Source organism: Allobranchiibius sp. CTAmp26, assembly GCF_017565405.1.
Classification (GTDB): domain Bacteria; phylum Actinomycetota; class Actinomycetes; order Actinomycetales; family Dermatophilaceae; genus Allobranchiibius.
The window spans coordinates 84,348-97,429 of sequence record NZ_JAGEKR010000024.1 but is presented as its reverse complement, the minus strand read 5'-3'; the positions used below and the strand labels follow the sequence as shown (position 1 = coordinate 97,429).

Here is a 13,082-nt window from a genome sequence, read left to right as displayed (position 1 = left end):
GCGACAGGTGGCCCCGTCCCGTGCCGGTCGTGGGGGACACGACCAGCGCGCGGCGTCGCGGCGCCGACCCGACCGGGTGGGCGATGGGCGCCGACGTGGCGGACGCGTTGCGCGACGTCGTCGACGCCCGGCGCGACATCCGCCGCTACCGGCCCGACCCGGTGCCGGAGGACCTGTTGACCGCGGTGCTCGAGGCGGGGCACCACGCGCCGAGCGTGGGGCACTCCCAACCGTGGCGGTTCGTGGTCGTGCGCGATCAGGCGACCCGGGATCGGGCGGCTCACCTGGCCGACCGTGCCCGGCTGGCGCAGGCGTCGGGTCTGACCGAGGACCGCGCCGCCCGGCTGCTCGACCTCAAGCTCGAGGGCCTGCGGGAGGCTCCGGTCGGCATCGTCGTCGCGTGCGACCGCCGTACGCCGGCCGCCGGCGTGCTGGGCCGCGCCACCTTCCCCGACACCGACCTGTGGTCCTGCGCCGCCGCGATCGAGAACATGTGGCTCACTGCCCGCGCGCACGGTCTGGGTATGGGCTGGGTCACTCTCTTCGAGCCCGCGGACCTCGCGGCACTGCTCGACCTGCCGCCCGGGGTGGAGACGCTCGGCTGGCTCTGCCTCGGCTGGCCGGACGAGCGGCCGACGTCGCCGGGGCTGGAGCGCGCGGCGTGGTCACGGCGTACGCCGTTGCAGGACATCGTGATCCACGAACGGTGGCCCTCGTCGAGCTCGCCGGACGCTCCGATCTCGCATCTGCGCGGACCAGCCCAGGACCAGCTCGTCACGGCCAGCGACGCTGCCGACGACCTGCTCTCCCCGCCGGAGTCGCTAGGCCTGCTCGACCGGGTGCTCAACCGGGTGCAGGCACTGGCGCCCGGCGGTATCGCCGGCGGCACCCTGGTGCTCGCCGCGGCCGACCACCCGGTCGCGGCGCTCGGCGTGAGCGCATACCCGGCGCACGTGACCCGCGACGTGGTGTCCGCCGCACTTGCGGGCGGCTCGGTGGGTGCCGCGGCGGCGACCGCCGCCGGGTTGGGGCTGATCGTCGTCGATGCGGGCGTCGACGGACCGGTGCTCGCCGGCGCGGTGCCGGCGCGCCCACTCCACCGTCGTGGTGACCTGTCGACGGCCGACGCGTTGACGGACGACGACGTCTCGCGACTCCTCGAAGCCGGACGCGGGATCGGACGCGCCGCTGCGGTTGACGGCCTTGTCGTGCTCGGCGAGGTAGGTGTTGGAAACACCACGCTCGCAGCGGCATTGGCCTGCGCGCTCGTCGATGTGGAGCCGCGCGACGCCGTCGGGCTGGGCGCTGGGTCGGACGCGGACATCGTGACGCGCAAGGCGGAGGTCGTCGAGGCCGCGCTGCTGCGCGCGCGGCCCGAGCTCGATGAGGCAGCCGACGCGTCGTCGTACGCCCTCACCGCCTTGCGCATGCTCGGCGGCCCGGAACTCGCGGTCCTCACCGGAGTGGTGCTCGGTGCCGCGGACGCCGGTGCGCCCGTCGTGCTCGACGGGCTCTGCGCATCGTTGCCCGGACTGCTGGCTGTGCGCCTCGAACCCTCCGTGCAGGCCTATCTCGTCGCGGGTCAGCAGTCCCGCGAGCGCGCCCACGCGGCGGTGCTGCGCGAGCTCGGACTCGAGCCGCTACTCACCCTGCGGCTGCGCGCCGGCGAGGGAGTCGGCGGCTGCCTGGCGGCCTCGATGCTGTTGCAGGGACTGAAGATCCGCGCTCTGGCAGCGCGCACTAGCGAGGACGTCTAGCGCACCTCGATCTGCACATCATGCCCGCTCGAGCGCTGCAGACCGGCGTTGCGCGTCAATAGCGGGCACTCCAGCGCCTCGGCGAGCACGACGTACGCGGCGTCGTATGCCGACAGGTTGTCACGCAGCTGGAAGACCCGGCGTCGCATGCCGGGGGTCGGCTTCCAACGCTGGATCGGCAGGTCGTCGAAGTCGGTGAGTAGGTCGATGGCCCGGCTCGCACTGAGATGGCCGCCGAGCCTAAGGCCACGCAGCGCGGACACCAGCTCGACATCGATGAGGTGTGGTGCGTGCAGATCCTCGGTCGCCAGATGGGCCCGCAGATCGTCGGTGCCCGCGACGGCCGTCAGCGCATCGACCACGGTCGCGGCGTCCACGACGACCATCAGCCCGACCGCAGGGCAGGCCGGCCAGCACGCTCCGACCGGATGGACTCGACTGCACTGATGTCAGCGCGCTCGGCCCGCTGCGCCGCCCGGTCGAGGACCTCGGCGACGGTGGGACGAGAGACCTCCCGAGAGATGATCCGCAGCAGGTAGGAGTTGAGCGACTCCCCGCGAGCAGCCGCGCGTGCCTTGAGCGCGCGCCGGTCGTCGTCCGGCACATTCCTGATCTGCACGAGTCCGCTCATGTATCCAGAGTAGATCGGATTGCATGCATTGTGCATAGCATCCGTGACCAGTGAGATCGTGAAGCTGTACCTCCACCCGTCGAAGGGACACCACCGCAGTGACTTCGCTCGATCTGTCGCATTGTCAGCAGCTCGACCGCCAGGACCCGTTGGCCGCCGTGCGTGACCGGTTCGTGCTGCCCGAGGGCGTCACCTACCTCGTCGGCAACTCGCTCGGAGCGATGTCCAAGGACGTGCCGGCCCGGGTGCAGGAGGTCGTCGCCACCGAGTGGGGCCAGGGTCTGGTGGGCAGCTGGAACACCGCCGGATGGTTCGACAAACCGCTGACCGTCGGCGACCGGCTCGCGCCGCTCATCGGCGCGGGGGACGGCCAGGTCGTGGTCGGCGACACCACCTCGATCAACCTCTACAAGGCGGTCGGTGCCGCCCTCGGTCTGCGCCCGGATCGTCCCATCGTCCTGTCCGAGGCCGGCAGTTTTCCCACCGATCTCTACATGCTGCAGGGCATGACGGCGTGGACCGGCCGCCACCGGTTGGAGCTGATGGATGCCGACCGCGGCAACCTGCAGCAGATGCTCACCCCGGATGTCGCGGTCGTCGTGCTCAGCCACGTCGACTACCGCACGGGCGAGTTGCTGGACATGAAAACGATCACCAATCAGATCCACGCGGCCGGAGCGCTCGTGGTCTGGGACCTGTGCCACAGCATCGGCGTCGTGCAGATGGATCTGGCCGGCTGCGATGCCGACTTCGCCATCGGCTGCACCTACAAGTACGTCAACGGCGGGCCCGGTGCGCCGGCGTTCGTCTACGTCGCGCCGCGCCTGCAGAGCGAGGCGCAGCAACCGCTCTCGGGCTGGCACGGGCACCGGACGCCGTTCGCCTTCGTCGCCGACTACGAACCGGGGGAGGGGGTTTCGCGTTTCCGCATCAGCACTCCGCCGATCGTGTCGTACGCGCCCCTCGAGGTGAGTCTCGACCTGTTCGCCGAGTTAGACCTGGCGCAGGTGCGCAACAAGAGCGAGGCGCTGACCGGGTTGTTCATCGACCTGGTCGACCAGGAGTGCGGCGACTTCGATCTGGAGGTCGTCACGCCGCGGGACGCCGACCGACGCGGCAGCCAGGTGACGCTGCGACACCCCCGGGCCTATCAGGTGGTGCGGGCGCTCATGGAGCGCGGCGTGCACGGTGACTTCCGCTCACCCGATGTGCTGCGACTGGGATTCGCGCCGCTCTACCTGCGCTTCGAGGACGTCTGGCACAGCGTCTTCGCACTCCGCGAGGTGCTCGCGGGCGAGGAGTGGCGCTCCCACCCCGAGCCGCAGCTCACCGCGGTGACGTGAGCGCGTAGACGTCCATCACCCAGCCGTGCTGCTCGCGCAGGGCGGCACGCACAGCGACGATCTCGTCGATCACATCGGCGAGCCGGCCGGCGCGCAGCTCCTGCTGCGGCATACCGACGTACGCGCCCCAGTGGATCCACGTGTCAGGGGCGATCGGCACCAGATCACGACAGGCGAGGTGGCCGTCGAGCATCACCACCACGGTGCCGAGGTCGGGCGTCCATTCTGTGACAAGGCGACGTCCTGTGGTGATGTGCACTGCCTCGCCGATCTCGTGCAGCACGATGCCATGCGCGGCGGCGAGGGCCTGGAACGCCGAGATGCCGGGAATCACGTTGACGGACAGCGCGGTCCGCTCAGCGATGCTTCGCACGACCCTGATCGTGGAGTCGTAGAACGCCGGGTCCCCCCAGACAAGGAACCCCACCACGGCATCGGCCGGGAGCCCGTCGATCGTCGCGGTGTATCTGTCGGCGCGTGCCGCGTGCCAGTCGCGGACCGCCTCGCCGTACGCCGTGTCCGCCCGGTCCGCGTCCGGACCACGTGCCGGATCGGGCACCGTCACGAACCGGTACGGATGCGCGGGGTCGATGAACCGCTCGCAGATTGCCCTGCGAAGCGCAACGAGTTCGTCGGTGGCAGAGCGCTTCTCGGCGACCAGGAAGACGTCGACCTCGTTCAGCGCGGCGATCGCCTGCTGGGTGAGGTGCTCGGGCGACCCGGCTCCGATGCCGATCACCTGCACCCGGCGCGTGCTCATGCTCCTGCCTCCTGGGCGATCGCCAGCAATCGGTCCAGGTCGAGTGCCTCGGTCACCGCGTCCGCCAGCGCGTCGATCTGCGCCTCACGTCGTGCGGCGAACGACGGAGCGTCCGCAACCGGTGCCCAGGACGAACCCGCCGCCGCCGCCACCTGCGTGAGCCACGCCCGACGGAAGTCGTCGCCCTCCAGCGTGCCGTGCCAGATCGTGCCGTACGTCGACCCCTCCCGGGTGCCGCCCGGGAACGTGTCGTCGGCCGTGACCACGCCGTGATGGATCTCGTAGCCCTCCACGGGAAGCCCCTCCCATGAGCCGCGCGGCCGTGCCAGCACCTTGGACGGCGCGAACCTCGTTGTGGCCGAGAGCAGTCCGAGACCTGGCACGACTCCCGCCGCGGATTCGACCGGGTCGTCGATGGTCTCGCCCAGCATCTCGTAACCGCCGCAGATGCCCAGCACCGGACGACTGGCGGTGACCCGTTCGGCAACGACCTCGGCAAGGCCCCGCGATCGCAGCCATCCCAGGTCCGAGACCGTCGCCCGTGACCCCGGCAGCACCAGCAGGTGCGCGTCGCGGCACACCGCGGGATCGCTGGTCACCCGCACCCTGACCCCCGGCTCGGCCGCCAGCGCGTCGACGTCGGTGGCGTTGGACGTGCGGGGGAATCGGACGACCGCCACGTCCAGCGTCGCGTCCGGATCCGGGGGCATCGAGCGTCCGACGGACAGCGCGTCCTCGGCGTCCAGCCAGACGTCCTCTAACCACGGGATGGTGCCGAGCCACGGCATGCCGGTGCGTTCAGTGACGACGTCGAGGCCGGGCGCGAGCACCGAGGCGTCTCCGCGGAACTTGTTCACGACGTACCCCCGCAGCAGCGCCCGGTCGGCGTCGTCGAGCAACGCCCAGGTGCCGTACGTCGCGGCCAGCGCGCCGCCCCGGTCGATGTCGGTGACCACGACGGTCGGCAGGTCGAAGCGTCGTGCGAGGCCCATGTTCGTGTAGTCGCCAGCGCGCAGGTTGACCTCGGCGGGGGATCCGGCGCCTTCGGACACGACGAGGTCCACCGAGGCGGCCAGCTCGGCGTACGCCGCGAACGCCGCCTCGGCGAGGTGGCCCCGGCCCGTGGCGTACTCACCCGCGGCCAGCTCACCAGCCGGCTGCCCGCGCAGCACCACGAACGCGCGCCGGTCCGAGCCGGGTTTGAGGAGCACCGGATTGTGCAGCGACGACGCCTGGACGCCGGCCGCCTGCGCCTGCAGGTACTGCGCGCGGCCGATCTCCGCGCCGTCGGCGCAGACCATCGAGTTGTTGGACATGTTCTGGCTCTTGAACGGCGCGACGCGCACCCCCGCGCGCGCCCACGCGCGGCACAGCCCCGTCACGACGAGGGACTTGCCGGCGTCCGAGCTCGTTCCCGCCACCAGCAGACCTGCCACGCTCGCCGACCTTACAGTTGCGGCTGTGCCGACGCCGACCGAGACCCTGCGGGTGCATCTGGTGCGACATGGGGAGTCGACCTGGAACCTCGCCCACCGCGTCCAGGGTCAGACCGTCCACCCCGATCTCACCCCCCTGGGCCGCACGCAGGCCGCCGTCGCTGCGCAGACCCTCCTGCGACGGGTCGACGGCCGCGTCGTGCTCTGGAGCAGCGACCTCCTGCGCGCCGCCCGCACCGCCCAACTCATCGGGCACGCGCTGCGGGTGCCGGTGCAGTACGACGAAGCCTTGCGCGAGCAGCACCTCGGCACCATGGAGGGCCGCACGGTCGACGAGCTGCACGCCGAGCCGACGCCCGCCGGGCAGCACGTCAGCGAAGTGCGGTGGGCCGGCGGAGAGAGCACGCAGGACGTCGCTGCACGGTTCCGGCGGTTCGCCGCCCGCGAGCTGCGCGCGACCTCCCCACGGGTGCGCGATCTGGTCATCGTCAGCCACGGCGACACCATCCGGGTGGCCCGCGCCGTCCTGGCCGGGCGCGGCCACCGCGACGTGGAGTGGGATCCGATCGAGAACGGCAGCGTGCACACCGTCGAGGTGCCGCGTCAGTGAAGGGGCTCGCCGCGTTCGAACTGCTCCACGAAGGCGGCGATCCGGCGGGCGCGGGTCTCGGGACGCTTGGCGTCGGTGATCCGGAAGTAGACCGCGAAGTGGTTCGCCCGGTTGAGCGTGGCGAAGAACGCCTCCGCGGTCGGGTTCGCCGCAAGTGACTCGAGGAAGTCGGCCGGCAGCTCGAAGTCGCTCTGCCCGGCGTACGCCGTGTCCCACCGGCCGTTCGCCTTCGCCACCTCGACCGCAGCGAGTCCCGCCGGCGTCATCTTGCCCGCAGCGATCAGAGCCTCGGCCTTGCGTCGGTTGATCTGCGACCAGGGGCTGCGCGCCCGGCGCGGCGAGAACGCCTGCCGGTAGCAGTCGTCGTCCAACCGGCCGACCTGCCCGTCGATCCAGCCGTGGATGAGCGCCAGCTCGACCAGTTCGTCGTACGTCGGCGTGGGCACCGACCCGCCCTTCGTGCCGATCGCGATGAACACGGCGTCGGAGTCGTGCTGGTGCTCGGTGAACCAGCGCAGCGCCTCGGCCCGGTCCCGCAGCCGCACCAGGGGTCGCTCGAGCGCCATGGTGTCAGCCGATCTGGCCGATGGGCTCGCGCTTCTCGGCCTGGAAGCGGTCCTCGGTGCGTCCGAAAGCCCAGTACCCGGACAGGCTGACCGCGTCCCGGGGGAGTGCGCGCTCGCGGAAGAGGACGTCCCGCAAGGATTTCATCGACTCCCGCTCACCGTGTGCGAAGACCTCGACGCCGTCGGCCGGCCAGTCGAGGGCGCGTGCGGCGTCCGGCAGCAACGACCACTCTCCGGGGGTGGCCCCGTCACGGTGCAGCCACTGCACGGCGACCCCGGCCGGGGCCTGCGGCAGCAACTCGTCGGCCGCCGCGTCGACCTCCACGACCACCTGGCCGCGGGCATCGGTCGGCAGCGCTTCGAGCGCCGCGCTGATCGCCGGCAGAGCCGAGTCGTCGCCGACCAGGAGGTACCAGGACGCCGTACCGCTCGGCCGGTAGCCGCTGCCGGGCCCGTTCGCGGCCACCAGATCACCGGGCTGCGCACGCATCGCCCACGGCGCCGCGATGCCCTGGTCGCCGTGCGTGACGAAATCGATGCTGATCGTGCCGTCGGCGTGCCAGGTGCGGATCGTGTAGGTGCGGCGGACGGGCTGGTGCTCGCGCGGCAGCTCGTCCAGGTCGTACGGCGGGACGAGGCCGAGGGCCGGGTCGGGGAAGAGCAGCTTGAGGTAGCTGTCGGTCGCGTCCGGCCGATCGGCGGCCATCGCCCGGACGTCCGCTCCGCCGAACCGCACGCGAACGACATGCGGGGTGACCTGCTCGCGGTCGACGACTTCCAGGACGTGCTGACGACGCGGTTTCTTCGGGCTCATAAGGCAACCCTAAGTCGCGATACCGACATCGAGCGGAGGGGTCCGGCGTCGAGCGGAGGGGCTATGACCCCTCCGCTCGCGCGCGGACCCCTCCGCTCGATGGAAGTTCTACAGGCCGAGGCGGGCCTTCAGTCCGTCCAGCTCGATCTGCAGCTGGGTCGGCAGCGTCTCGCCGAACTTGGCGAACCACTCCTCGATCTGCGGGATCTCGACCTTCCACTCCTCCGGGTCGACCGCGAGCGCGGCCTCCAGCTCGGCGGCGGTCATGTCCAGGCCCTCGACGTCGAGCGACTCCGGCGTCGGCACGTGCCCGATGGGCGTCTCGACCGCGGCGGCCTTGCCCTCCATGCGCTCGATGACCCACTTGAGCACGCGGGAGTTCTCGCCGAAGCCCGGCCAGAGGAAGCCGCCGTCCTGGTCGCGGCGGAACCAGTTGACGTAGAAGATCTTCGGCAGCTTGGTGGCGTCGGCGTCCTTGCCGAGGTTGACCCAGTGCTGGAAGTAGTCACCGGCGTTGTAACCGATGAACGGCAGCATCGCCATCGGGTCGCGGCGTACGACGCCCACCTCGCCCTTGGCAGCTGCGGTCGTCTCGGACGACAGGGTCGCGCCCATGAACGTGCCGTGCAGCCAGTCACGCGACTCGGTCACCAGCGGGACCGTGGTCTTGCGGCGGCCACCGAAGAGGATCGCGGAGATCGGCACACCCTGCGGGTCGTTGTACTCGTCCGCGAGGATGTCGCACTGCTCGATCGGGGTGCAGTAGCGGCTGTTCGGGTGGCTGGACAGCTCACCGGAGTCCGGCGTCCAGTCCTCGCCCTTCCAGGACGTCGCGTGCGCGGGCTCGTTCTCCAGGCCCTCCCACCAGACGTCGCCGTCGTCCGTGAGCGCGACGTTGGTGAAGACCGAGTTGCCCTTGTTGATGGTCGTCATCGCGTGCGGGTTGGTGTGCTCGTTGGTGCCCGGCGCGACGCCGAAGAAGCCGAACTCGGGGTTGACGGCGTAGAGGCGCCCGTCCTTGCCGAACCGCATCCACGCGATGTCGTCACCGAGGGTCTCCACGGTCCAGCCGGGGATGGTCGGCTTGAGCATGGCCAGGTTGGTCTTGCCGCAGGCGCTGGGGAACGCGGCCGCGACGTAGTAGACCTGCTGCTCGGGGGAGATGAGCTTGAGGATCAGCATGTGCTCGGCCAGCCAGCCCTCGTCGCGCGCCATCGCCGAGGCGATCCGCAGCGAGTAGCACTTCTTGCCCAGCAGCGCGTTGCCGCCGTAGCCCGAGCCGTAGGACCAGATCGTGCGCTCCTCGGGGAACTGCACGATGTACTTCTCTTCGTTGCACGGCCACTTCACGTCCTGCTCGCCGTCGGCCAGCGGAGCGCCGAGGGAGTGCAGGGCGGGCACGTACTTGGCGGCGTCGCCCAGCTCTTCGATGCGGTCCAGGATCTTCGTGCCGCAGCGCGCCATCACGCGCATCGAGACCACGACGTACTCACTGTCGGTGATCTCCACGCCGAACATCGGGCTGTCGGCCTCGAGGTGACCCATCACGAAGGGGATGACGTACATCGTGCGGCCCTTCATGCACCCCTGGTAGAGGCCGCGCATGAGGTCCTTCATCTGCTCCGGGTCCATCCAGTTGTTGGTGGGACCCGCGTCCTTCTCCTCTCGGCTGCAGATGAAGGTGCGCTCCTCGACCCGCGCGACGTCCTCGGTGGAGCTGGCCGCGTGGAAGGAGTTGGGTTTGATGTCCTCGTTGAGCCGGGTGAAGGTGCCGGCGGCGACGAGCTTGTCGGTCAGTTCGGTCCACTCGTCGGCGGAGCCGGTCACCCAGCGCACCTCGTCCGGGGTCGTCAGCGCGGCGACCTCGGCGACCCACCTCGCCAGTCCTGCGTGCGTCGTGCCGGACTTTGCGGGTGCGTCGAGCGTCATGTGACCGTCCTTCATAGGGTGTGAGTCGCGGTTCGTACGCCGCATCGCGCGGGGCCGTGGCGCGCCGACCGACCGGTCGGGCTGCGCGGCGTCGTACGCCGGGCGGATGAGGTGCTGTCGAACGTAACCCGGCCCCGAGCGGGCCGCCCAACGGGCGAAGAGCGCGCGGATGTGACCCCCGTCACACCATCGGTGACCTGTGTCGCTTTCCCGCAGAGCCCGTCGCGAAGGCGACGCAATGCACCGTCGACTCAACAAAACCCGACATCTTCGGTCGGGGGAACCGGTCGGTTACAGCCAGTCGCGGCGGCGGAAGACGATGTACATCGTGGTGCAGGTGAGGACCATCAAGCCGATCGCCATCGGGTACCCGTAGTACCAGTGCAGCTCCGGCATCTTGTCGAAGTTCATCCCGTAAATGCCTGCGATCACGGTGGGGGCGAAGAGGATCGCCGCCCAGGACGAGGCCGACTTGACCCGGTCGGACTGCTGGTTGGCCGTCTCGGCCAACCGGGTCATCTTCTCGTTCTGCGTCTGGGCGACGAGGGTGGAGTTGAGCGACAGGATCGACATCAGCGTCTGCCGGAAGCCGTCGATGCGCTCCACGACGCCGGTCGCATGGTCCTCGACGTCGCGCATGTTGCGACGCAGTTCCTCGTCGACGCCGTACTTCTCGTGCCCGCGCTTCAGCGCCCCCAGGATGTCCAGCAGCGGCTTGGTGGCGCGCTGCAGCCCGAGCACCTCACGGGACAGCTCGTAGATTCGCCGCGAGACCGCGGGGTCGGACTCGAAGACCTGCCCCTCGATCTCGTCGATGTCGTTCTCCAGACCGGCGATGACGGGTGCGTACCCGTCGACCACGAAGTCCAGGATCGCGTAGAGCACCGCCTCGGGCCCGAGGGCCATGAGGTGCGGGTCGTTGTCCATCCGTTGGCGAACCGGTGCCAGTCTCGGCTCGTCGGAATGCCGGACGGTGACCACGAAGTCCGGGCCGATGAAGAGGTGCAGCTCGCCGAGATGCACTGTCTCCGTGGCGTCGTCGTAGGTGGCTGGGCGCAGCACGACGAAGAGCGTGTCGTCGTACCGCTCGATCTTGGGCCGCTGGTGCGCCACGATCGCGTCCTCGACCGCCAGCGGGTGCAGGTGGAAGATCTGCGCGACCTGTTGGATCTCCTCGGGCGCGGCGTTCGCCAGTCCCACCCACGCGACGGCCTGGTCGGGTTCGGCGAGGCGGTGTACGACGGCCCGGAAACTGTGCGGATTCTCCTGGCGTACGCCGTGCAGGTAGATGGCGCGCTCGACGACGGTGCCCTCGACGCCCCCGGGGTGCGTCGTGCCGAGGGACTTGCGGTCCGGCTGGAGGAGCCGCTCGGGGGCGTCCTGCGTCGACACCGGCCGCGGGTCGTGCGGGTGGGTGCGGATGCGGGATCGCCAGGTGGACACGGCCTGACTGTAGTGCGCGAGTCTGCTGTGCCGCCGCCTGCCGAGAAGGTGCCGACTCCGCTCGGGTGCTTAGGGTTCGGGTATGACCACCCATGCCCCGGCCGCCGGCAGGACCCGGATCGTGGTGGTCTGCGTGGCGCTCGTCGTCGTGCTGGCCATCGCCGCGGCGCTCGGATGGTGGTTCACCCGTGACGACGGCCCGGCCGCGACCAAGCAGGTGCTGCCCAGCACTCCCACCGGCGTCCGCACGATCCAGGATCCGGTGCGGCTGGTGAAGGACACCTCCGGCATCCCGGGCGTGCTCGCGTACGACCAGGGCGAGTACATGACGCTGGCGACGCAGGGCGGTAAGGCGATCCATGTCTCGCACGTACGCGGACCGGTCACCTACACGATGACGCCGCCCGCCGGCGGACCGCACAACATCGTCTGGATGAACGCCGGTGTCTACACGAGACCCGTGCCGAGCGAGCGTGCGGTGCACAACATGGAGCACGGCGCGATCTGGATCACCTACGACCCGAAGCTGGCCAAGGGCGAGATCGCGAAGTTGGTCGCGTTCGTCGGGCGCCAGAGTCTGATCCCCGAGCCGAAGGGCCAGGGCGGGGTCAAGGTCTCCGGACAGGCGAACCGGTTCATGGATCTGTCGCCGTGGGCCTCGAACTCGCTGCCCGCGCCGATCGTCCTGTCGTCGTGGGGGCACCAGTTGCGGGTGACCGACGCCGGCGACCCGCGGATGCAGCGCTTCGTCGACACCTTCCGGCATCGCAAGCCCTACAGCCCCGAGACGAACGAGCCGGTGGATGGCATCCCCACGGGGACCGGCGGTGTCGCGGCGGAGTACGGCGGGGCGCAGCCCAACCCCTCGGGCACCAAGAAGTGACCGACCTAGGATCGAGGGCATGCCCGACACCTCGTCCTCCGATCGCGCCGCCAAACTGGCGGCACTGAAGAAGCAGCAGAACACCCGCCCTGGATGGCTGATCCCCGTGGTGATCGCCGTCGTGCTGATCGTCGTGATCGGGGGCGTCGCGACGTACCTGGGCACCCGCTCGAGCGGTAGCAGCGGCACGTCGGCCTCCGGTGTCGCCGGTGCACCGAAGTACGGCAAGCAGGTGCTGCCCTCGGTCGTGACCGGACAGACGACGACCCAGCCGAAACCCACTCAGGTCAAGGACGACTCGGGCATCCAGGGCGTCCTCGCGTGGGACACCAGCGGGTACCCCGCGAGCGGCACCGCGAACGCCGGCACCATCGGCCACGACCACGTCCCCGGACCCGTGACGTACGCCGTGACGCCGCCGGTCGGCGGCCCGCACAACGCGACCTGGATGAACGCCGGCATCTACACCAAGCCGGTGTCGACCGAGCGGGCCGTGCACAACCTGGAGCACGGCGCGATCTGGATCACCTACGACCCGAAGCTGTCGGCGGCACAGGTGAATCAGCTGGTCGCGTTCGTGACGAAGCAGTCGTTGATCGCCGAGCCCGCCCTGCAGCAGCAGGGCATCACCGGGCAGGAGAACCGGTACATCGACCTGACCCCCTGGACGTCCAACTCCCTACCGTCACCGATCGTGCTGTCGGCGTGGGGACATCAGCTGCGGGTCACCAGCCCCACCGACCCGCGGATGCAGAAGTTCGTCGACACCTTCCGCAACAGCCAGAAGTACACCCCTGAGTACGGCTCTCCCGTCGACGGAGTGCCGACCGGCACCGGAGGGATCGCCGCCCTGGACGGCGGCACCGTGCCGAACCCGGGCGGCACCGCGAACTGAGGCACGAGGCGGGCG

13 protein-coding genes are annotated in these 13,082 nt (G+C 70.2%); 5 read left to right on the top strand and 8 right to left on the bottom strand.

What is annotated here, in order from left to right; translation table 11 throughout:
• Positions 1-20 precede the first annotated feature (20 nt).
• On the top strand, positions 21-1,757 hold the full coding sequence (bluB, locus tag J4030_RS16680; protein ID WP_307864750.1) for a 5,6-dimethylbenzimidazole synthase: 1,737 nt from the start codon (positions 21-23) through the stop codon (positions 1,755-1,757).
• Here the strand turns inward: bluB and J4030_RS16675 are convergent.
• Both J4030_RS16675 and J4030_RS16670 read right to left on the bottom strand, forming a co-directional pair.
• The gene (locus tag J4030_RS16675; RefSeq protein WP_208050364.1) at positions 1,754-2,143 is read right to left on the bottom strand and encodes a type II toxin-antitoxin system VapC family toxin; all 390 of its coding nucleotides are present in this window, start codon (positions 2,141-2,143) and stop codon (positions 1,754-1,756) included. The two genes, bluB and J4030_RS16675, sit on opposite strands and share 4 nt — an antisense overlap.
• The gene (locus J4030_RS16670) at positions 2,143-2,388 is read right to left on the bottom strand and encodes an antitoxin (RefSeq protein WP_208050363.1); all 246 of its coding nucleotides are present in this window, start codon (positions 2,386-2,388) and stop codon (positions 2,143-2,145) included. Before J4030_RS16670 ends, J4030_RS16675 begins: the two co-directional genes overlap by 1 nt.
• A gap of 98 nt (positions 2,389-2,486) precedes the next feature.
• Between J4030_RS16670 and kynU the strand changes: the two genes are divergently transcribed.
• Entirely contained in the window at positions 2,487-3,731 is a 1,245-nt protein-coding gene (gene kynU / locus J4030_RS16665) for a kynureninase (RefSeq protein WP_208050362.1), read from the top strand.
• Here the strand turns inward: kynU and cobF are convergent.
• The gene (cobF, locus tag J4030_RS16660; RefSeq protein WP_208050361.1) at positions 3,715-4,491 is read right to left on the bottom strand and encodes a precorrin-6A synthase (deacetylating); all 777 of its coding nucleotides are present in this window, start codon (positions 4,489-4,491) and stop codon (positions 3,715-3,717) included. The two genes, kynU and cobF, sit on opposite strands and share 17 nt — an antisense overlap.
• Positions 4,488-5,927: a cobyric acid synthase gene (locus tag J4030_RS16655; RefSeq protein ID WP_208050360.1), complete on the bottom strand. Its 1,440-nt coding sequence runs from the start codon at positions 5,925-5,927 to the stop codon at positions 4,488-4,490. The genes cobF and J4030_RS16655 overlap by 4 nt, the downstream gene beginning before the upstream one ends.
• 25 nt (positions 5,928-5,952) lie before the next feature.
• On the opposite strand from J4030_RS16655, the gene J4030_RS16650 reads away from it, so the two are divergent.
• Positions 5,953-6,537 carry a histidine phosphatase family protein gene (locus tag J4030_RS16650; protein ID WP_307864749.1) on the top strand — a complete coding sequence of 195 codons (585 nt, stop codon included), beginning with the start codon at positions 5,953-5,955 and terminating at the stop codon, positions 6,535-6,537.
• Here the strand turns inward: J4030_RS16650 and J4030_RS16645 are convergent.
• The 4 genes from J4030_RS16645 to corA all read right to left on the bottom strand — a co-directional run bounded on the left by J4030_RS16645 (position 6,531) and on the right by corA (position 11,136).
• Positions 6,531-7,103 (bottom strand): YdeI family protein, encoded by a 573-nt coding sequence (locus J4030_RS16645; protein WP_208050359.1) that lies wholly within the window; start codon positions 7,101-7,103, stop codon positions 6,531-6,533. The two genes, J4030_RS16650 and J4030_RS16645, sit on opposite strands and share 7 nt — an antisense overlap.
• A gap of 4 nt (positions 7,104-7,107) precedes the next feature.
• Positions 7,108-7,917, bottom strand: a complete 810-nt coding sequence (locus J4030_RS16640; protein ID WP_208050358.1) for a siderophore-interacting protein — start codon at positions 7,915-7,917, stop codon at positions 7,108-7,110.
• Between the two features lie 108 nt (positions 7,918-8,025).
• Positions 8,026-9,846, bottom strand: a complete 1,821-nt coding sequence (locus J4030_RS16635; RefSeq protein ID WP_208050357.1) for a phosphoenolpyruvate carboxykinase (GTP) — start codon at positions 9,844-9,846, stop codon at positions 8,026-8,028.
• 291 nt (positions 9,847-10,137) lie between these two features.
• Positions 10,138-11,136: a magnesium/cobalt transporter CorA gene (gene corA / locus J4030_RS16630; RefSeq protein WP_307864758.1), complete on the bottom strand. Its 999-nt coding sequence runs from the start codon at positions 11,134-11,136 to the stop codon at positions 10,138-10,140.
• A gap of 235 nt (positions 11,137-11,371) precedes the next feature.
• Between corA and J4030_RS16625 the strand changes: the two genes are divergently transcribed.
• A complete protein-coding gene (locus tag J4030_RS16625) occupies positions 11,372-12,172 on the top strand; it encodes a DUF3105 domain-containing protein (protein WP_208050356.1) in 801 nt (266 codons plus the stop codon).
• A 19-nt stretch (positions 12,173-12,191) separates the two neighbouring features.
• Positions 12,192-13,067 (top strand): DUF3105 domain-containing protein, encoded by an 876-nt coding sequence (locus J4030_RS16620; protein WP_208050355.1) that lies wholly within the window; start codon positions 12,192-12,194, stop codon positions 13,065-13,067.
• Positions 13,068-13,082: the final 15 nt, after the last annotated feature.